18 protein-coding genes are annotated in these 19,299 nt (G+C 63.1%); all 18 read right to left on the bottom strand.

Translation table 11 applies throughout. The annotated features are described in order from the left end of the window. Positions 1-14 precede the first annotated feature (14 nt). Positions 15-734, bottom strand: coding sequence for an alanyl-tRNA editing protein (locus PVW51_RS18340; RefSeq protein WP_274576583.1), 720 nt, complete (start codon positions 732-734; stop codon positions 15-17). Continuing rightward, complete coding sequence (locus tag PVW51_RS18335) at positions 731-3,181, bottom strand: DUF3772 domain-containing protein (protein WP_274576582.1); 2,451 nt, start codon at positions 3,179-3,181, stop codon at positions 731-733. The genes PVW51_RS18340 and PVW51_RS18335 overlap by 4 nt, the downstream gene beginning before the upstream one ends. Beyond that, the gene (locus PVW51_RS18330; RefSeq protein WP_274576580.1) at positions 3,181-4,215 is read right to left on the bottom strand and encodes a cysteine synthase A; all 1,035 of its coding nucleotides are present in this window, start codon (positions 4,213-4,215) and stop codon (positions 3,181-3,183) included. Before PVW51_RS18330 ends, PVW51_RS18335 begins: the two co-directional genes overlap by 1 nt. 15 nt (positions 4,216-4,230) lie before the next feature. Next, positions 4,231-5,364, bottom strand: a complete 1,134-nt coding sequence (locus PVW51_RS18325; protein WP_274576579.1) for an NUDIX domain-containing protein — start codon at positions 5,362-5,364, stop codon at positions 4,231-4,233. Positions 5,365-5,368: 4 nt separating this feature from the next. Next, positions 5,369-5,809: a TrgA family protein gene (locus PVW51_RS18320; protein ID WP_274576577.1), complete on the bottom strand. Its 441-nt coding sequence runs from the start codon at positions 5,807-5,809 to the stop codon at positions 5,369-5,371. A gap of 15 nt (positions 5,810-5,824) precedes the next feature. Continuing rightward, positions 5,825-7,036 (bottom strand): SAM-dependent methyltransferase, encoded by a 1,212-nt coding sequence (locus tag PVW51_RS18315; RefSeq protein WP_274576575.1) that lies wholly within the window; start codon positions 7,034-7,036, stop codon positions 5,825-5,827. Positions 7,037-7,093: 57 nt separating this feature from the next. Then, positions 7,094-8,518, bottom strand: coding sequence for a cryptochrome/photolyase family protein (locus PVW51_RS18310; RefSeq protein ID WP_274576574.1), 1,425 nt, complete (start codon positions 8,516-8,518; stop codon positions 7,094-7,096). An 87-nt stretch (positions 8,519-8,605) separates the two neighbouring features. Beyond that, on the bottom strand, positions 8,606-9,832 hold the full coding sequence (locus PVW51_RS18305; RefSeq protein ID WP_274576573.1) for an aminotransferase class V-fold PLP-dependent enzyme: 1,227 nt from the start codon (positions 9,830-9,832) through the stop codon (positions 8,606-8,608). A 94-nt stretch (positions 9,833-9,926) separates the two neighbouring features. Further along, the gene (locus tag PVW51_RS18300) at positions 9,927-11,573 is read right to left on the bottom strand and encodes a BCCT family transporter (protein WP_274576572.1); all 1,647 of its coding nucleotides are present in this window, start codon (positions 11,571-11,573) and stop codon (positions 9,927-9,929) included. Positions 11,574-11,695: 122 nt separating this feature from the next. Further along, positions 11,696-13,360, bottom strand: coding sequence for a BCCT family transporter (locus PVW51_RS18295; RefSeq protein WP_274576571.1), 1,665 nt, complete (start codon positions 13,358-13,360; stop codon positions 11,696-11,698). A 256-nt stretch (positions 13,361-13,616) separates the two neighbouring features. Next, on the bottom strand, positions 13,617-14,036 hold the full coding sequence (locus tag PVW51_RS18290; protein WP_269366253.1) for an HIT family protein: 420 nt from the start codon (positions 14,034-14,036) through the stop codon (positions 13,617-13,619). A gap of 51 nt (positions 14,037-14,087) precedes the next feature. After that, positions 14,088-14,576 (bottom strand): hypothetical protein, encoded by a 489-nt coding sequence (locus PVW51_RS18285; RefSeq protein ID WP_274576570.1) that lies wholly within the window; start codon positions 14,574-14,576, stop codon positions 14,088-14,090. Then, a complete protein-coding gene (gene acuI, locus PVW51_RS18280; protein ID WP_269366256.1) occupies positions 14,573-15,556 on the bottom strand; it encodes an acryloyl-CoA reductase in 984 nt (327 codons plus the stop codon). Before acuI ends, PVW51_RS18285 begins: the two co-directional genes overlap by 4 nt. A gap of 108 nt (positions 15,557-15,664) precedes the next feature. Further along, positions 15,665-16,768 carry a dimethylsulfoniopropionate demethylase gene (locus tag PVW51_RS18275; RefSeq protein WP_274576567.1) on the bottom strand — a complete coding sequence of 368 codons (1,104 nt, stop codon included), beginning with the start codon at positions 16,766-16,768 and terminating at the stop codon, positions 15,665-15,667. After that, complete coding sequence (locus PVW51_RS18270; protein ID WP_274576566.1) at positions 16,768-17,208, bottom strand: hypothetical protein; 441 nt, start codon at positions 17,206-17,208, stop codon at positions 16,768-16,770. The genes PVW51_RS18275 and PVW51_RS18270 overlap by 1 nt, the downstream gene beginning before the upstream one ends. Next, positions 17,208-17,717 (bottom strand): DinB family protein, encoded by a 510-nt coding sequence (locus PVW51_RS18265; RefSeq protein WP_274576565.1) that lies wholly within the window; start codon positions 17,715-17,717, stop codon positions 17,208-17,210. The genes PVW51_RS18270 and PVW51_RS18265 overlap by 1 nt, the downstream gene beginning before the upstream one ends. After that, entirely contained in the window at positions 17,714-18,421 is a 708-nt protein-coding gene (locus PVW51_RS18260; RefSeq protein WP_269366265.1) for a DUF1326 domain-containing protein, read from the bottom strand. The genes PVW51_RS18265 and PVW51_RS18260 overlap by 4 nt, the downstream gene beginning before the upstream one ends. 1 nt (position 18,422) lies before the next feature. Beyond that, on the bottom strand, positions 18,423-19,223 hold the full coding sequence (locus PVW51_RS18255) for a DUF2182 domain-containing protein (RefSeq protein WP_274576563.1): 801 nt from the start codon (positions 19,221-19,223) through the stop codon (positions 18,423-18,425). Between the last annotated feature and the right edge of the window lie 76 nt (positions 19,224-19,299).

The raw sequence follows: 19,299 nt of genomic DNA, 5'->3' as shown, positions 1-19,299 counted from the left end.
TGCGCCGCCTTCCCTCAGCTTTCGAGATGCAGGTGGATCCGGCGGTTCTGGCGGCCCTGCTTTTCGATCCGGCCCAGCCGCAGCGCGCCGATCTCTCCGGTGCGGGCCACATGGGTGCCACCGCAGGGCTGCAGGTCGATCGGGCCGCCGGGCGCGCCGATGCGCACCAGACGGATCCGCTCCGCGCCGCGCGGTGGCTGCACCGCCATGGTCTTGACCAGATGCGGGTTGGCCTCCAGTTCGGCCCCGGTGATCCAGCCATCACTGATCACCAGATCCTCGCTGACAAAGGCGTTCAGCGCCGCGTTGATCGCCTCGCGGTCCTGGGTCATGTCCGGCATGTCAAAGTCGATGCGCCCCTGCGTCACCGAGATCTGCGCTCCCGTCACCGGATAGGGGATCACCGCCGTCAGCAGGTGCAACGCCGTGTGCAGGCGCATGTGGCGGTGGCGGCGGTCCCAGTCCAGCACTTGCGTGACATGGGCGCCCAGCGGCGGCAGGGCCATGGCTTCGGAGGGAACCAGGATGATGTCGTCGCCCTGCCCCCTGATCGCGGTGGCCACCGGCATGCTCTGGCCGTCCCAGTTCAGCCAGCCGCTGTCACCGGGCTGTCCGCCACTGGTGGGATAGAACGCCGACCGGTCCAGAATGATCCCGCCCTCTTCGGTCAGGGCTTTGACCACGGCGGGCGCATCGCGCAGATAGGGGTCGTCCAGAAACAAGGGCTGCGTCATGCGGTGGTGTCGTCCGGTCTGTCCGCTTCGGCGGTCCTGCCCTCCTCCGGCACCTCCGGCAGGTCGATGTCCTTCTCGGCAGTTTCGGTGCTTGCCACCTCGACTGCCGCGCCCCGGCGGGGAGACAGGACTTCGGGATTGCGCAGCCAGAGATCACGCTGGGCAAAGGGAATCTCGATCCCCTCTTTGGCAAAGCGTTCGGCAATCTGGTGGTTGATCTCGTTCTTGACCGCCATCATCCAGTTCACATCGCGCAGAAAGCACCTGATCTCGAACTCCAGCGCATCGGCGCCGAAATTCAGGAACAGGACATTGGGCGGCGGCGTGCCCAGCACCATCGGCTGGGCTTCGGCGATTTCGCGCAGCAGCTTGTCGACCCTGCGGGTGTCGGTGCCATAGGCCACGCCGACGGGCACGATCAGCCGCCCCACGGTATTGCCGCGGGTGTAGTTGGTGACGGTGCCGGACACCAGGTCGGCATTCGGGACGATCACATCGGTTCTGTCAAAGGTCTCGATCCGGGTGGAGCGCACGGAAATGTCGCGCACATACCCCATCTGGCCGCCAACCTCGATCCAGTCGCCTTCGGAAATCGGGCGCTCGATCAGCAGGATGATGCCGGAGACAAAGTTCGACACGATGTTCTGCAGGCCGAAACCGATGCCCAGTGACAGCGCCCCCGCGACAAAGGCAAGCGAGCTGAGGTCGATCCCCGCCCCGGTGATCGCGGCCAGTGCGGCAAGGAAGATACCGAAGTACCCCAGCCCCGAGACAATGGCGTTCTGCCCGCCGATGTCGATTTTGGTCTTCGGCAGGACATTGCTGCGCAATGCCGATTGCACCAGCCGCGTCAACGCATAGCCGATGACAAAGATCACCGCGAAGCTCAGGAAATCGGTGGGTGAGATACGGGTATCGCCCACCGCAAAGCCGCGCCCGAAGGCCTGCCAGAGTTCGGTCAGTTCCGTCACCCTTGCCCCCCAGACAAGGGCCAGCACCGGCAGCGCCAGCAGCAGCAGGATCATGCCGAAGAGCACCGGCATCAGCGCGTCGCGCGCGGCCTCGCCCTGCCCGGTCAGCACGCCATAAAGCTCGGCCAGGAATCGCTGCAGCACCATCACCAGCCCCAGCAGGACCAAGGTCATGATATAGGGCGGCATCAGCGCGTCGACGGCCTTGAAATAGCCCGCTGCCAGCAGGATGGGCGACAGCCCCCCGATCACCACGGCCCCGGTGCCCAGGCCCCGCACCACCCGTCCGAATGTACTGATGCGGACCTCTGTCAGGGCATCATCCGTTGCGGCGGAAGGTTCCACATATCCCCGCAGCAGGACACCGATGCGGTAGAGCATGAGGCTGGACACCACCAGCCAGGGAAAGACCAGCACCGAGCGGCTCACCGCCGCGCTGTTGCTGTTGTCCAGGATCTGCCCGACCAGCTCGGTGATGACGATCATCACCGTGATCATGCTCACATGAAAGCGGGCTTCCTTGCGCTTGTCCTGCGACAGCAAAAGCAGCGCCTCGTCATCGTCGCGCGAAAAGGCCCGTTCAGAGACCCAGCGTACCCCCAGCATCATCCCGCCCAGAAAACTGATGACCAGCACGATACTCTCGCCCTTGGGGCCCAGCAGGTCAGAGGAGATGATCGCAAGCGCCAGGGCAATCAGCCCCGAGGCCGGCAGGAAGATGCGCAGCAGCGAGACCAAGAAACGCCAGATGCCAAAGCCGCGCGCCCCGTATTTCTGCAAGGACCGCACGATCATGCCGGCCCAGTACCGGCCCCGCAGGATCAGCACCAGCCCCAGAACCGTCAGCACGACCACCACCGGCAGGTTTTCCCGCAGGGAGGACCAGGTGCGGGCATTGGCCGCTTTTGGCGATTCGTTGCGCAACCCCTCCAGGGCCGTGGTCAGATCCACAAGCGCCGGCCGCCAATAGGCCGGGTTCAGCGGCGAGGGCGTCACGGTCAGCAATTGCCGTGTCTGGCGTTCGCGCAGAATCGCATCCAGCTGCCCGACCAGGCTGTTGGCGCGGACATATTGCGTCTCGGCGCGCTGGACCGGCACCAGAAGGCTGCTGAGTTCATCGTTCAGCGCCGTGCGCTGTGCGGCCACGTCCGGCGGTTCGGCTTCCGCGGTTGCCTCATCGGGCGCGGGCCCAAGGGCCGCGATCTGTTCGCGCAGGGTCTTGATCCGGGCGGCATTGATGCTGCGCGCATTGTCGAATTCACTGCGATACTCCGCGATCCTGCCGCGCATCGCCTCCAGCGTTGCATCGGTCCCGCGCTTTTGCTCGATTGCGTTTTCGGCGGACCGCGCCAGTGGCTCCCACCTGTCAAAGTTGGGAACAGCCGCACTTAACGTACTGTCCTGCGCGGAGGCCGCACCGGCGATCAGACACAGGACAATCGCCAGCCGCGTGAAGAGCCGCGCAAACCGGCCCATCACAATTCCTCGAACACACCCGGAATGGATGCCGGCGCGCGGTCAAGCCAGTCGGGTGTCGGCAGACCCTTTTCACGCAGGAAGTCGGGGTTGAAGAGCTTGGACTGATAGCGCGTGCCAAAGTCGCAGAGGATCGTCACGATGGTATGGCCCGGCCCCATATCCCGCGCGAGGCGGATGGCACCGGCGACGTTCACACCGGATGATGCGCCCAAGCATAGCCCCTCGTGCTGGAGCAGGTCAAAGACCACCGGAAGGGCTTCCGCATCGGGAATGTTGTAGCTGAAATCAGGGGTGAACCCTTCGAGGTTCCTGGTGATACGCACCTGCCCGATGCCTTCGGCGATGGAACTGCCTTCGGCGTGCAGTTCACCGGTGGTGTAATAGCTGTGCAGCGCGGCGCCGTCCGGGTCCGCCAGCGCAACCTTCACGCCCTTGGGCTGCAGCGCCATGCCGATCCCTGCCAAAGTCCCGCCGGAGCCGACCGCGCAGCAGAATCCATCAACCTTGCCGCCGGTCTGTTCCCAGATCTCGGGCCCGGTGGTTTCGATATGCGCCTGACGGTTGGCCACGTTGTCGAACTGGTTGGCCCAGATCACGCCCTCGTTGGTGCTGCGCGCCAGCTCGTTCGCCAGCCGTTCGGAATAGCGCACAAAGTTGTTGGGGTTGCGGTAGGGCGCGGCAGGCACCAGCACCAGCTCTGCCCCGGCAAGGCGCAGCATGTCCTTCTTTTCCTGGCTCTGGGTCTCGGGCATGACGATGACGGTCTTGAAGCCCATCGACGCCCCCACCAGCGCGAGGCCGATGCCGGTATTCCCGGCGGTGCCCTCGACAATGGTGCCGCCGGGCTTCAGCGTGCCGTTCTGAATCGCATCGCGGATGATATAAAGCGCTGCGCGGTCCTTGACCGACTGGCCGGGGTTCATGAATTCGGCCTTGCCGTAAATGTCACATCCGGTTTGCTCACTGGCCTTGCGCAGCTTGATAAGCGGTGTGTTCCCGATGGCCTGTGCCAGATCAGATGCAACGTGCATGAATGCCCCCAAAGGTTATGTCGCCTCTGGTGTATCCGCCGTGCCTGCCAACCTCAAGCGGTCCCTGTGCCGCGCCAGCCAGAAGGCGGCAAGGCCAAGCGGTGCATTGGCCGCGCCAAAGCCCTCGACCAGATCCATCAGATCGTCAAAGGACAGGACATGCGCGCGGATGTCCTCGCCCTCTTCGGGCAGGCCGCCGACGCCTTCGGCCGCATCCGGCAGATCCGCGATGCCGAGGAAAATATAATAGAATTCGGTGGAATTGCCGGGGCTGGCATAGACCTCTGCAATCGGTTCGATGGCCTTCAGGGTCAGGCCCGCTTCCTCCTGCGCCTCGCGGATCGCCGCCGCACGCGGGGTTTCGCCAAGGTCGATATGGCCCGCGATCGGCTCCAGCTGCCAGACCGTCCGGTCGCCGCGCGCCAGCGGCCCCATGCGCATCTGTTCAACCAGCAGCACCCGGTCGCGCAGCGGATCATAGGGCAGCAGGATTGCGGCATCCGCGGCAATGAACACCGCGCGGTCCTCCACCCCGGACATGCTGCCATCGAAACGCTCGAAGCGGACCTTCATGTCATCCAGCGCAAAGAAATGCGCATAGGCGCGGTTGCGGTCCTCGATCACGGTCCTGCCGGATTTGGTGCGCGCGCCGTGGCGTGACCGGGCGGCATTCAGCCGCGACTGGGCACGTTTGCGGATCATCGGGAACATGGCGGCAACCTGATCCCGGCTGCGGCTGCCGAAATATCCCATCACCTCCCGCGCCGCTTCGCAGCTCAGCGCCGCCCAGTCACGTTCCCATTCCGTCAGCGACCACGGGCCAAACGGCGTCCAGCGCTCCGGCCCCGGCAGGTAGACTTCGGCCGTCTCCCCGTCGGCCAGCACCATCTCGACCAGATCATAGGCAAAACTGCCCTCGTAATAATCCAGCCGTGCCACGTCCTCATCGCTCAGCCCCCGCAGGATCAGCCCCTCTGCGGCCCCTTCCCTGCAAGGGCTGATCAGGGGGAACGGCCCCTCTGTCACCGCAAAGGCGGCATATCCGGGCAGGAATGCCCGCTGCAGGTCCAGCTTGTCCGCCGGACGATCCAGGACGATCTCCAGCAGGGGTTCGTGGCGCAGGGTTCCGTAGAAGAACAGGTTTCTCACGTGGTTACTTCCAATGCCTGCTGGCATATTCCGTCAACAGACCGCAGATGACCGCGCCGATGACCAAGGTCACGCCGATCTGAACCGTCGCGATGATCACCACATATTCCGCGCCGATCTGAAACACCGCCACGATGGCTTCAAAAGCGTCATCATAGCGGTTGCGCATGGCCAGACGTACCATCTCGTTGATGGCCTGTACCCCGACACCCCAGAGCATCAGCACAAAGACACCCGTCAGCCCGTTGTTGATCGCCGCCGTGGTGCCGCGCCCCGCACGCGGGCCAATCACCAGCCAGCCGCAGGCCAGACCCAGAACGATGTTCACCGGAATGAAATAGCCGAAATCGGTGCTTTCGGGCATCAGGGGCATCACCATGCCCGAGATCACATAGGCCAGGACCGCCAGAGAAGCGGCAGCAACAAGTCTTGCGGCGGTCGGCATTTTGGTCCCTTCAGATCAACCCGGTCGCCTGATCGTAATCTGCGTCACGTCACAATTGCCACTGTCAAATGTCGCAGCGCAGGATGTGAGGTAAAAATTCCACATCCGGCGAAACCGCTCGTCAAAGCCCATGGCCCCGATCTGATCCCATTTGTCGTTGAAGGCCAGGTGCCAGCGCCGCAGGGTGATGTCGTAGCTTTTGCCGAATTCCACGGATTTGTCGACAATCAGCCCTGCCTTTTCCACCTGCTCGCGCAGGATCTTGGGGCTGGGCAGCATGCCGCCCGGAAAGATGTATTTCTGGATGAAATCCACGCCGCGCTTGTAAACCGGCCAGCGGCGGTGATCGACGGTGATGATCTGAAGTGTCGCGGCCTTGCCCGGTTTCAGCCGCTCGCGCAGGGTCTGGAAATAGACCGGCCAATATTGCTCGCCCACCGCTTCGAACATCTCGATGCTGGCGATGCCGTCGTAATGGCCACGCTCATCGCGGTAATCCTGCAGCTTGAAGTCCACAAGATCGGAAAGCCCCGCCTTTTCAATGCGTTCCCTGGCATACTTGAACTGCTCTTCGCTGATGGTCAGCCCGGTGACCCGCAGCCCCCGCTCCTTGGCGGCATATTCGGCAAAACCGCCCCAGCCACAGCCGATCTCCAGCACATGGTCGCCGGGTTTGACCCCCATCTGATCCACCATGCTCTTGTATTTCTCGGTCTGCGCCGCCTCAAGCGAGGCCTGTGCGCCCTCCTGGAACAGGGCCGATGAATAGGTCATCGTGTCATCCAGCCAGAGCGCATAGAACTCATTGCCCAGATCGTAGTGATAGCTGATGTTCTTGCGCGCCTGCCCCTTGTGGTTGCGTTGCAGCCAGAAGCGGAATTTTTCAAACACCCGCACCAGCCCCTGCCCCGGAAAGCCGTCATAGACGTTCTCGTTGCCGGCATGCACAAGGTCCATGAAGGCCTGCAGATCGGGCGTGGACCAGTCGCCATCCAGATAGGCGTCGCAAAAGCCCAGGTCGCCCTCGCGGATCAGCCGCGCAAACAGATCATCGCTGTGAATGTGCAGTTCAGCCACCGGGCCGGGATTGGCCCCTTCGGCGCGGAACACCCGGCCATCGCTCAGGTGAAAATCGCAGCGCCCGTTCTGCATCTGCTGTGCCATGCCAAAGACATGGGAAAAATATCGCGGCAGGCCAGTCTGACCTTCGGTATTGGTATGGATCATGCCCACTCCATCTGATGCGCCGACCAATTTTAGCCGGGGTGGCGGGATTAACAATTATTAAAAGTCGCGGGACTCATAGGCTTGCAAGGCACGCGCCCGTCCGTCAGCGGCGCTGACGATGGGCGCGGGGTAGTCATCGTCTGGGGACAGACCCCAGTGGCGCGGCATCGCGTCAAAGAACTTCAGCGCGTCGTCATGCGGGTTTGCGCGCCCCTCGGCGATCCAGCGGCTGACATAGCTGCGGTCCCTGTCGAACTTGTCGATCTGGGTTTCGGGGTTGAAGACCCGGAAATAGGGAGTCGCGTCCGGGCCTGACCCCGCCGACCATTGCCAGCCCATCGCATTGCTGGCCGGGTCCCAGTCGATCAGGCAGTCCTCGAACCAGTCCATCCCGATGCGCCAATGGGTCATCAGATGTTTGGTCAGATAGCTGGCCACGATCATCCGGCCGCGATTGTGCATCCGCCCGGTCACGTAAAGCTCGCGCATCGCGGCATCGACAAAGGGGATGCCGGTGCGCCCCTTTTTCCAGGCCCAGACTTCGGCGGCGCGTGCGTCCTCCTGCCAGGGGAAGGCATCCCAATCCACGCGCCAGTTGTCGGTCAGGATGCGCGGGGTGTGGTGCATCAGGTGATAGGCAAACTCGCGCCAGACCAGCTCCTTCATGAAGGTTTCGGCCCCCCGTTTGCCTTCCTCTCGCGCGCGCAGCCCTGCGTGCCAGCATTGATGCGGGCTGATTTCCCCAAGCGATAGGTTTTCCGACAGGTTCGAGGTGCCATCCGTACCGGGAATATCGCGGCTCTCGTCATAATCCGCGACGATCTGCGCCATGAAGGCACCCAGCCGGGCCTGCGCCGCATCCTCGCCCAGCCGCGCGAAGGGGCGCAGCACATCGGCACCGCGCTGCATCGCGGCACCCATGCGCCAGTCTGCCAGCGCGTCACCCCCGGGCCAGTTGTCCGGCGCGGGGATGCGCGCGGGCGTGCTCAGCGGCGCATCCACATCCCTGCCCTTCACATTGTTCCAGAACGGGGTGAAGACCTTGTAGAAGTCACCCTGCCCGGTTTCGACCGTCCAGGGTTCGAACATCAGATGCCCGCCGAATGACCGCGCCTCGATGCCGCGCTCCTTCAGGTTCTGTTTGATCCTGCTGTCCCGCGCAACACTGTCGGGATCGTAAAGCCGCGACCAATAGACGGCCCCGGCCCCGGTTTCCCCGATCAGCGCGTTCAGCGCCGCCTGCGCATCGTGATCGCGGCGCAGGATCAACCGGCTCGCCTTTTCCTCCAGCCTTTCGGCCAGATGCACCACGCCCAGACCCAGCCGCCATTTCGGCGCGGCCTTCAGCCCTTCGGACAGGTCGTCATGGATGAACACGGGGATCACCGGCCGCCCGCTGTCGCAGGCAGCCGTCAGGGCCGCATGATCGCTCAGCCGCAGATCGCGGCGGAACCACATCAGGATCGGTTTATTGTCGCTCATCTCACCTGTCTTTGCCACTCTCCTTCACAGAGAGTTAGGTCAGACACGGATGAGGCAAGGCTTTGGTTTCACAAAAAGACTATGGTTTCACAAAACCTTGTCCAGGGCCGTCAAAAGCTGATCCATCTCTGCGGCAGAGGTGTAATGGGTAAAGCTCAGCCGCAGGACGCCCTTTGCCGGGTCGACCCCCATGGCGCCCAGTGCGCGGCCCGCATAGAAATCGCCGCCGCCCGCCATGATGCCATGCTGTGCCAGATCGGCGGCGACCTCCTCACCGGGGCGGTTCAGGGCCAGGGCAACGGTCGGCGCGCGGTTCCCGGCCGTCGCGGGACCGATCAGGCGCACCGAATTGCGGCTTTTCACCGCGTCCAGCAAGGGCTGCAACAGCGCCGTTTCATGGGCGCGCATCAGGTCATGCATGGCCCCGGCCCGCGCCACGGGAGGGGCATCGCCGCCGATGTGGTGGCGATAGGCCTCATCAATGTAATCGGCCATCCCGGCACAGGCGGCGATCTGTGCATGGTCCGGCCCGGCAGGCGTGAAGCGTTTGTAAAGCGTGCCGCCGTTGAAGACATGCCCCTGGTTCGGCAACAGCGCACCCAGCGCCCGGCGCACCACCATGAGCCCCTGATGCGGCCCAAAGGTCTTGTAGGCCGAGAAGAGATAGATGTCGGGCCCCAGCGCGCCCACATCGACAAAGCCATGCGGCGCATAGGACACGCCATCGACGCAGACAAAGGCACCGGCGGCATGGGCCAATGCGGTGATCTCCACCACCGGATTGACCTGCCCCACCACGTTGGAGCAATGCGGAAAGCAGACCAGCCGCACCTTGTCATCCAGCAGGTTTTCCAGATCATCCGGGTTCAACCGGCCGGTTTCGGGATCAATGCACCATTCGCGCAGCTCGATCCCCCGCTCCGCCAGCCTGCGCCAGGGTCCGGTGTTCGCCTCGTGATCCTGATTGGTGACGATGATCGCCTCACCCGGTTCCAGCATCTGGCCAAAGGCCTGGGCCAGGACATAGGTGTTCTGCGTGGTCGAGGGGCCAAAGCTCAGCTCGTCGGTTTCAACCCCAAGCATCGCGGCCAGCCGCTGGCGCGCCTCGTCCATCTCTGCCCCGGCCAGCTGGCTGGCGGCATAGGGCGCATAGGGCTGCACCTTGCGCTGGGTATAATAGCGGGTGAGCCGGTCAATCACCGGCTGGCAGGTATAGGAACCCCCTGCGTTTTCGAAAAAGGCCTGCCCCTGCAACGATGGTTCGGCAAAGGCGGGAAACTGCGCGCGCACCCAGGCGGTATCAAGTTGTGTCATGGGCGAAGGGTTCGCCTCAGCCGCGCGCAAGGTCAAGCCAAAAGAAAAGGGGCACCCCGGCGGGATGCCCCTGTCTTGTCGTTATGGCGGAGCGTCAGCGCGCCTTGCTGCGCTCACTTTGCAGGCCACGGAAGATGCAGTAGCACATCAACAGCAGCACAACGGTGAACAACAGCCCGGTCGAGATCACCATGGATTGCAGCGCGGCCAATCCGCCGCCCAGCAGCAGGGCAATGGCAACCGCACCTTCAAACAGACACCAGAACACCCGCTGCGGCATTGGCGCGTCGATCTTGCCGCCCGCCGTGATCGTGTCGATCACCAGACTGCCCGAATCCGACGAGGTCACGAAGAACACGATCACCAGCACGATGCCGATGAAGGAGGTGATCGAGGCCAGCGGCAGCTGATCCAGCATCTTGAACAGCTGCAACGGCAGTTCCGCGTCCTGCGCCCCGGTGTAGGCATCCGCCAGCACCTGGTTGATTGCCGTGCCGCCAAAGATCGACATCCAGATCACGCAGACCATGGAAGGGATCAGCAGAACGCAGATGACGAATTCACGCACCGTGCGGCCCCGGCTGACGCGGGCGATGAACATGCCCACGAAAGGCGACCAGCTGATCCACCAGGCCCAGTAGAACGCTGTCCAGCCTTGCGAAAAGTTGACGTCTTCGCGCCCGAAGGGGTTCGCCAGGGCCGGCAGATATTCGACATAGGCGACCAGGCTGTCCCAGAAGAAGGCGAACAGGAAAGCCGTCGGCCCCACGATCAGGGTGAACAAGGCCAGCAGACCGGCAAGACCCATGTTGATCTCGGACAGAATCTTGACACCGCCGTCCAGGCCGCGGACAACCGACACCAGCGCAACACCGGTGATCACGGTGATCAGCACAACTTCGGTGGTTTTGCTGATCGGAATGCCAAACAGCTCGTTCAGACCGGCATTCGCCTGTGTCGCGCCAAAGCCCAGTGATGTTGCCAGACCGAACAGGGTTGCGAATACCGCGATGATGTCGATCACATGCCCCGGCCAGCCCCAGATACGCTCGCCCAGCAGGGGATAGAAAGCCGAACGAATGGTCAGCGGCAGGCCCTTGTTATAGGTGAACAGCGCCAGTGCCAGCGCCACGGTGGCATAGATCGCCCAGGGGTGAAGCCCCCAGTGATAGATCGTGGCGGCCATGCCCAGACGGACAGAACCCGGCTCATCCCCGGTGGCAGCACCCAGCGGTGCCCAATCCGTGCGCAGCCCGTTTTCAGCAACAGCCGTATCTCCGAAGGAGGTCGAGAAGTGCGTCAGCGGTTCGGAAACGCCGTAGAACATCAGCCCGATGCCCATGCCCGCGGCAAACAGCATCGCGAACCACCCCATGTAGGTGTAATCCGGTGCCGCATCCGCGCCGCCCAGCCGGACGGAGCCGAAGGGCGTCACAATCAGCAAGAGCGCAAAGATCACCACCAGGTCGGCGGCCCCGATCAGGAACCAGTCGAAATTCTTGGTGGTAAAGCCGAACATCCAGGAGAATGCCGACGCGGCCTGTTCCGGCAGTGCCAATGTGTAAAATACGAATGCGACAATCGCGACCGCCGATATGGCAAATACCGGATTGTGAATGTCGAACCCGAATTTACCGATGGACCCGTCGATATTGTCCTGGCCGATTTCGTATTGCGTGTCGATGACATCCGACACGCCTTCTGGTTCGGGTATGCCTTGATTTGTGGTTTCATCAACCATCACTGTCCCCTTGTTTCTGTTCTGTGTGAACCGGGATGACTAACAGGTGGCGACCTGAGCGCAACCCGGTTTAGGTCAGAGGGCCCGGCAGGATACCGGCCCCTCCGGTTGATTTTAAACACTTATTCCGCCGGAGTTGCCTCCACTTCTTCGGAATAGGTCGTCACGCCCGATGCTGCGCGTTTGCCGTCGTTGAAGATCGCCTTGATCAGCGAAACCGCCATCAGGACCATCACCAGAGAGAACGGCAGCGCGCCGATGACCATGGCGGTCTGGATCGCGCCGATCCCGCCGATCAGCAGCAGCGCGGCCACCACCGCCCCCAGGGCGACACCCCAGAAGATGATATGCGGACGCGCCTTGGGCCCTTCGTCGCCTGCGGCATTGATGGTATTCACGATCAGCACAGCGGAGTCCGCCGAGGTCACGAGGTAGGTCATCAGCAGGATCACGATGACCACGGCCATCAGCCAGCCCAGCGTACCATTGCCCAGAAGGATGTCCGTCATGGCAAAGATCTTGCCGCCATCCGTGGCCTCAAAGATCTTGCCACCGGCCTGACCCGTCAGTTCCAGGTCAATCGCCGTGCCACCGGCCCAGGCGAACCAGACAAAGCACATCAGCGCAGGCACAAAGACCGCGCCCAGCACGAATTCGCGAATGGTCCGCCCCCGGCTGATGCGCGCCAGGAACAGGCCCACGAAGGGTGCGAAGGCAACCCACCATGCCCAGTAGAACACGGTCCAGGAGCCCTGCCATCCGGCCAGGTCCATATCCACCGGATTCTCCCCGCCATAGACGGTGAACATCATGCCGGGCAGCGCGATCACATACTCCCAGATCCCGACAAAGAAGGTCCAGAGCCCGAAGAAGGTCGAGCCGAAGATCATCAGGAATCCCAGCAGGAAGATCGACAGCGCCATGTTGATGTTCGACAGCCACTTGATGCCCTTGCCCACCCCCGACAGCGCCGAGAGAGTCGAGGCCCCCATGATGACGATGATCGAAAAGATGATCCCGATGGACGAAGGCTGGCCATCGTCACCGGTCAGCCAATCACCCACGCCGATCCGGCTCATCCCGTCGACAAACTGGTTCACGCCGAACCCCAGGGTCTGCGCCACACCAAGGATGGTGGCGACGACTGCCACGATGTCGATCAGATGCCCGAAAGGCCCCGACAGCGACTTGCCGAACAAGGGTGTCAGCGAAGACCGGATGGTCAGCGGCAGCCCCCGGCGATAGGCAAAATAGCCCAGCCCCAGACCGGCAATCGCATAAGAGGCCCAGGCGGTGAACCCCCAGTGCAGATAGGACCACTTGTAGGCGTTCAGGATGTTGTCCTCGCCCTTGCCCGCGGCAAAGCCCTGGATCACATCCGGGTTGTTGCCAAAGTGATAGATCGGCTCGGCCACCGCCCAGGTCAGCATCCCGACCCCGATCCCGGCACCGAACATCATCGAGAACCAGGAAAAGTTGCTGAATTCCGGCTTGTCGTCCGGCAATCCCATCTTGAGCCGCCCCGCCGCGGGCCAGATCGCCAGCACCAGGCAGGTGATGACAAACAGCGCCATGACCCAGACGTACCAGGTGGCAAAATTTGTCAGGATGAACCCGTTGAATTCCGACAGGATACGGCCTGCCTGCTCGGGAAAGGCGACGGCCCAGATCACCAGCAGACCAATGATGATCTTGGCCGTGATGGTCACGTCGATGCTGAAGCCGCGATAAAAACCGCTGTCCGCAGTCTTGATCGGCAGCTTCATCAGTGGAGGTCTAAGCGCCATAGCATATGTCCCTGTTTTATTGTTATGTGACAAAGCCTATGGCCCGATCCATGGAACACAAAGCAAAAGGAAACCTTTGCTCTCAATAGCTTACCGGGATGTGCTCAAATTTGGGCAAGGTGCTTGCAAGAAATTTCGGCAAAATTGCGGGCAAACGGCACCGCTTGGCACCCGCCGCTGACGCCCGTCCTGACGCATTTGAAATCAATTAGGTCGGTATCATCCGCCGATTCGAGCCGGAAAACGGCTGATTCCCTTATGAAATCGCCGCTGCGATCTTCTCTGCATGGCCCTTGATCACATCCATGTCGCCCATCTTGCCCGGTGGCCGCATCGGCAGGCCTTCGTGCCGGGGATGGATGTGAAAATGCAGGTGGAACACCTCCTGCCCGCCTGCGGCTTCGCTGAACTGCTGCAGGGTGATGCCATCGGCGGCAAAGGCCTTTTTCGCGGCATTCGCCACCTTGCTGACCGTCGCCATACAGGCCGCCAGCTGCGCCGGTGTCGCATCCAGGATGTTGCGGCAGGGCGTCTTGGGGATCACCAGGCAATGCCCGTCGGTGCGCGGCATGATGTCCATGAAACACAGGGTCTCGTCATCTTCGTAGACCTTGAAGCTGGGGATTTCGCCGCGCAGGATCCTGGCAAAGATATTCTGGTCATCATAGGCGGTCATCGGGTTCTCCTGAAGTGGTTCGGCCCGTTGTAAGACGATCTTTTGCCGCCGTCACCCCTTTGCAAGCCGCGCTGCCGCCGCCCGCAGCAACCCGCGCGCATAGACCTTGTGAAAAGGTGTCAGGATGCGCACGATCCGGGACAATTCGCGCCCCGGACGCGCAATCACGGCAGAGCCGAAAAGCAGCTGCGTGCCGCCGCCATCGCCGGGGGCCACCGCCAGCCAGGAACAGGTGCTGCCGCGCAGGTCAGAGAGCAGGATCTGCCGCGCGCCACGCGCCTCCACCCGCCAGATGGCGAATGCTTCCGCCCCCGCCGCCAGCGCTGCCACCTCGGCATCAGCGATGCGGCGGCGCAGGGCAAGGGACAGCACCAGCCGCTCCAGCCGGAACAGCCAGCTGGTGTAGAAACGGCAGATGAACTGCGCCAGATCGACCTGACCGGGCACCACCACCTCATAGCAATCGGTATAGGTCGCCCCCTGCCCCACATGGCGGGACAGAAAGGCATATTGCGGCACGGCAACAGCGCGCAGGGTCATGCGTTCACATCTACCACGACCCGGCCCTTCACCTGCCCCTTGAGGATATCCGCCCCCAGCCTGGGCAGATCGCTCAGTTTGGCGGGCTGAACCATCGCCTCCAGCTTGTCCATCGGCAGGTCCCGCGCGATCCGCTCCCAGGCGCGCAGACGGTTCTCATAGGGTTGCATCACGCTGTCGATGCCCAGCAGGTTCACGCCGCGCAGCAGGAAGGGGATCACCGTGGCAGGCAAGGCCGCACCCCCCGCCAGGCCAACGGCGGCAACGGATGCGCCATATTCCATCTGGCCCAGCACACGGGCCAGCATGGCGCCGCCCACGGCATCCACGCAGCCGCCCCAGGTCTCGCCCTCCAGGGGGCGCTTGGTGGTTTCGTTGATCTCCGCGCGGGCGACAATCTGGCTGGCGCCAAGGCTCTTGAGGTAATCCGCCGTTTCCGGCCGCCCGGTGACGCCTGCAACCTCATGGCCGAGATTGGCCAGGATCGCGGTGGCGACCGAACCCACACCGCCCGCCGCACCGGTGACCAGCACCGGACCTTTTTTGATGCCGTGATCTTCCAGCGCCATCACCGCCAGCATCGCGGTGAAACCGGCCGTGCCCACAGCCATCGCCTGACGGGTGTCGAGCCCCCCGGGCAGCGGCACCAGCCAATCGGCCCTGACCCGCGCCTTTTGCGCATAGCCGCCCCAATGCGCCTCGCCCACGCGCCAGCCGGTCAGCACAACCTTGTCGCCGGGCTTGTAGCGGTCGTCGTCCGAGGCTTCCACCGTCCCGGCAAAGTCGATGCCCGGCACATGCGGATAGTTCCGCACCAGCCCGCCGCCCGGCCCGATGCACAAGCCGTCCTTGTAGTTTACGGTCGAATATTCCACCGCCACGGTCACGTCGCCCGTCGGCAGATCGTCCAGGCCAATCTGCGCCACCTGTGCGGATGTCTTGCCCTCGTCGTCCTTGTTCACGATCAACGCATTGAACATCTCTCATCCTTTCCGGGCGCTCCGCCCTTTTTCCCGGCCCATTTCTTTTTGGCCTTCAAATATTCCCGGGGTCCGGGGCAGCGCCCCGGTGCCACCGATACCTCCGCGCTAAAGCCAGAAACCCTCGCGCACGATCGCCTCCTGCATTCCATCCGGCCCGTGCAACTGCAAGGGCGTGCCCGGATCCCAATGGGTCATGCGCACCATGCCGATGGCCACATTCACCCCGAAATCGGGTGACCAGACGGCAGAGGTGACCTGCCCCACCTGCCGCGCCCCGGCCATCAGGGGCCAGGCCCGGTCGCAGCGCGGCACCGGGTCGCCGGCAATCTCGATGGCGCGGATCTGCTGCACCGGCCCTTCCTTGGCCACCCGCAAGAGCGCATCCCGCCCGATACAGCCGATGGCCGTCTGGGTGTCACAGAACCGGCCCAGCCCGCATTCATGCGGCGTGTTGTCGTCGGTCATGTCGTTGCCATAGCTCAACAAGCCCGCCTCCACCCGCTCGATGCCATTGGGGCAGCCCGCGCGCACGTCCAGATCGCGCCCGGCCTCCATCAGCGCATGCCACAGCGGCATCCCGATGTCGCTGCCCTCGACGTAGATCTCAAAGCCGCCCTGCTTGGAATAGCCCGAGCGCGCGACAACCAAGTCCCGGCCCTGGAATTCGAAATGCCCGAAGCGGAAGAACCGCACATCGCGCACCGCATCGCCGAAGACCCGCGCCATCAGTTCATCCGCTTTCGGCCCCTGGACCGCCAGCGGGCTCACATCGGGCTCATCCACCAGCACATCCAGCCGGTAGCCGTTGGCGATGCCCTTGACCCAAAGCATCAGGTCACTGTCGGCGATCGAGATCCACCAGCGGTCCTCGGCCAGTTTCACCGCCACCGGGTCGTTCAGCATGCCGCCCGTCTCATCGACGATGGGGACATAGAAACAGCGCCCCGGCAACATGCCGCGCAGGTCGCGCGGGGTCAGCATCTGCATCAGCCGCGCCGCATCCGGCCCGCGCAGCTCCACCTGCCGTTCGCAGGCTACATCCCAGACCTGCACCGCCGATTTCAGGTGATGGTAATCTTCCTCGACGCTGCGAAAGACCGTGGGCAGCAGCATCCGGTTATAGACGGTATAGGCAGAGACCCCTGCCGCCTCCACGCCATCGGAAAACGGGGTCCGGCGCAGCCGCCGTGACGGGGAAATCAGGGCCATCAGTCAGTGTCTTTCTGCACGGCGCAAGCCGCCTGTTGAAATGTTGCATGTTGTGCGCGCAGCCAGCGGCGCATCTCCGGCCAGCGGCTGCGCAGGGTCACGACGTTCTTCTTGTCGTCCCGGCGAAACCAGCGCCCGGCGGCGACATTGGTTTTGTCGCCCGGACCGGCGGCCCGCAATTCGGTTTGCAACGCGGCAAGATGGGTGCTGACCCAGCGTTTTGCCGCGTCGGATCGTGCCACGAGATACACCGAGGTCTTGTCCTGTGACACCGACATGACCATGCGCAGGCGCCCGTCGAGCAAATCATCGCCCAGGGCAAAGTGCTGTTCCTGACCGGTCCGCTCTGCGCTGTCGGCCTCGGCCATCTCTTCGGCCAGCGCGGCCCAGAAGGCGGCGCGCTCGCTGTTCAACTGGTCCATCGTTCGGGGTGATGGCATCAGGCGTCCTCTGGCATGAAGGCAAGATCGCTCACCGGTGCTGCATGACCGCCTGCCGTCAGCATGGCATGGACCTGGCCCCGGTGGTGGGTCTGGTGGTTGAAGATATGTGCAATACAAAGCGCCCTGGGCTTTGACATCTCGGATTTGGTCAAGCCCGAATACCAGGTCAGATCGCCCAGCAGGTCGATGTTCGACAGGGTCTCCGACCAGATGCGGATGCGCCCGTCGATGCGGAACCGCTCCGCCTGCCAGACCCCCGTGGTCTCGGTGTAGGTGGTCGATTGATCGCCCGCCACCTTCGGCTTTGCGACATCATCGCACAGGCGGCTCATCCACATGGTATCGGCCCAGAGCAGGTGATTCAGCGTGCCCCTGATGGTGCTGAAAAATGCGCCGTGATCATGGTCGAGCGCGGCATCGTCCATGTCGTTGACAATACCCATCAGCTGACGGTTCTGCCACGCGTTGTAGCGGGCCATGATCTGAACGAAGCCCGCGTCAATCATGGTTTGGGGCCTTTCCAGTCAATCGGGCAGATCTCTGCCGACATGCCGTCAAAATCCCAGACCCGGCCATAGTCGCGCACCTTGCTGCGCAGACCCTTCGCCGCGATGATGTCGGGGCCCATCCAGTATTTCGAATTGGAGACCATCACCGGGTGCTCCGGATCCTTGCCCGCCAGGGTCTCGATCTCGCCCTGGATCTTGCGGCCGATCTGGATCGCACGGCGGTTGCCGTCACGGGTGATCTGGACCGGGGCGCGTTCCGCGCCGATGATCTCGGACACCAGCATGGTGAACAGCCCCGTGGTGCCGCCCGCCTGGCCCGAAAAGATCTGCAGGATGCCGTTATAGGCCTTGCCGCTGGCGCGCTCGTCCACATAGGCGGCAACCTTCCAGTTGCCCTCTCCCATGCGGCCGGGAATATCGACCAGCAGGCCGACGTTCAGGCCCGACAGGTCCTCGCCCTCGTAATGGCCTTCGTCGATGGCGATGGCCATCCAGGCATGGCAATGCCCCTCGGTCGGGGGATGCGCGCCCAGGCTCACCACGCAGGGGCAGAACACGGTGCAGGAGCAATTGAGGAACAGCTCTCCCTTGATCGCCCAGTCGGTGGGCGTCATCCTGCGCCGTCCCGGATTGGGCATCCGGCTGTCGATGCGTTGGGAAATCGGCAGGCGGTCTGCTTCCGGTAATCTGGTGACGGCCATCTTATCCTCCGTGAAAAGGTATCATGATCAGGGGCCAGCCCGCCACGACACATGCGCCGCAGATCAGGGCAACCCCCATGGGTCTGGTGACACGATGTCCGATTTGCGGCAGCTTTTCCAGCACCATGAAAAGCGTCGCCAGCCCCATCCAGGCCAGGTTCATCACCCCGCCGGCAAAGCCCAGCAGCATGAAGCCCCAGCAACAGCCCGCACAATACGCACCCAGCCCCAGCCCCATGCGCAGACCACCTGCAAAGCCGGTGCGCCAGTGGCCAAGGAAATAGATCATCGGGGAATGGCAGACGCCGTGGCAGATTTCCTTGGTCCGGGTGAACTGGAACAGCCCCACCGCCAGCAACAGCGCGGCGGCAAACCAGCGCGACCGGGCGATGCCCAGCATGTCGATTGCCCCGCCGAACAGCAGCGCCAGTTGCAGCCCCGCGATCAGGGCGGCAAAGGCCAGCCATAGGGTGAAGTATCCAAGCAGCACGCCAAGCCACCCTGCCCGCGTGCCATCGGCACTGACCATCAGGTCCTCATAGCTGCGCAGGGTCGGCACCATGGTGGGCAGCATCATTGCCGCCATCATCGCCCCCCACATCACGAACAGCGGGCCGAAATTTGCCATCGGCATATACATGTCCATGCGCGGGTCCATGCCGCGCATCATGTCGCCCATCTGGCCGGGACGGCCCAGCAGGTCGAGGTCCATGTCCATCGCCATGACATACATCAGCGCCCATGCCGCCAGCACCAGCCCGAAGAAAGCCAGCCAGAGAGTTGAGCGCAGGACAGGATTCATTATTCCCCCATATATCGTCAAACCGAGTCAGGTTCTTGCCAATTTAATGTCAGACATTTACAAACGGAGCAAATCC

The sequence above is a fragment of the Sulfitobacter sp. PR48 genome (assembly GCF_028807335.1).
GTDB lineage: Bacteria > Pseudomonadota > Alphaproteobacteria > Rhodobacterales > Rhodobacteraceae > Sulfitobacter.
This window is presented reverse-complemented; position numbering and strand designations above follow the sequence as displayed.

Excerpts from the sequence above, each read along its gene's own strand:
- PVW51_RS18340 (WP_274576583.1), bottom strand. The coding sequence starts at position 734 with ATGACGCAGCCCTTGTTTCTGGACGACCCCTATCTGCGCGATGCGCCC.
- PVW51_RS18335 (WP_274576582.1), bottom strand. The coding sequence starts at position 3,181 with ATGGGCCGGTTTGCGCGGCTCTTCACGCGGCTGGCGATTGTCCTGTGT.
- PVW51_RS18330 (WP_274576580.1), bottom strand. The coding sequence starts at position 4,215 with ATGCACGTTGCATCTGATCTGGCACAGGCCATCGGGAACACACCGCTT.
- PVW51_RS18320 (WP_274576577.1), bottom strand. The coding sequence starts at position 5,809 with ATGCCGACCGCCGCAAGACTTGTTGCTGCCGCTTCTCTGGCGGTCCTG.
- PVW51_RS18315 (WP_274576575.1), bottom strand. The coding sequence starts at position 7,036 with ATGATCCATACCAATACCGAAGGTCAGACTGGCCTGCCGCGATATTTT.
- PVW51_RS18310 (WP_274576574.1), bottom strand. The coding sequence starts at position 8,518 with ATGAGCGACAATAAACCGATCCTGATGTGGTTCCGCCGCGATCTGCGG.
- PVW51_RS18305 (WP_274576573.1), bottom strand. The coding sequence starts at position 9,832 with ATGACACAACTTGATACCGCCTGGGTGCGCGCGCAGTTTCCCGCCTTT.
- PVW51_RS18300 (WP_274576572.1), bottom strand. The coding sequence starts at position 11,573 with ATGGTTGATGAAACCACAAATCAAGGCATACCCGAACCAGAAGGCGTG.
- PVW51_RS18295 (WP_274576571.1), bottom strand. The coding sequence starts at position 13,360 with ATGGCGCTTAGACCTCCACTGATGAAGCTGCCGATCAAGACTGCGGAC.
- PVW51_RS18290 (WP_269366253.1), bottom strand. The coding sequence starts at position 14,036 with ATGACCGCCTATGATGACCAGAATATCTTTGCCAGGATCCTGCGCGGC.
- PVW51_RS18285 (WP_274576570.1), bottom strand. The coding sequence starts at position 14,576 with ATGACCCTGCGCGCTGTTGCCGTGCCGCAATATGCCTTTCTGTCCCGC.
- acuI (WP_269366256.1), bottom strand. The coding sequence starts at position 15,556 with ATGTTCAATGCGTTGATCGTGAACAAGGACGACGAGGGCAAGACATCC.
- PVW51_RS18275 (WP_274576567.1), bottom strand. The coding sequence starts at position 16,768 with ATGGCCCTGATTTCCCCGTCACGGCGGCTGCGCCGGACCCCGTTTTCC.
- PVW51_RS18270 (WP_274576566.1), bottom strand. The coding sequence starts at position 17,208 with ATGCCATCACCCCGAACGATGGACCAGTTGAACAGCGAGCGCGCCGCC.
- PVW51_RS18265 (WP_274576565.1), bottom strand. The coding sequence starts at position 17,717 with ATGATTGACGCGGGCTTCGTTCAGATCATGGCCCGCTACAACGCGTGG.
- PVW51_RS18260 (WP_269366265.1), bottom strand. The coding sequence starts at position 18,421 with ATGGCCGTCACCAGATTACCGGAAGCAGACCGCCTGCCGATTTCCCAA.
- PVW51_RS18255 (WP_274576563.1), bottom strand. The coding sequence starts at position 19,223 with ATGAATCCTGTCCTGCGCTCAACTCTCTGGCTGGCTTTCTTCGGGCTG.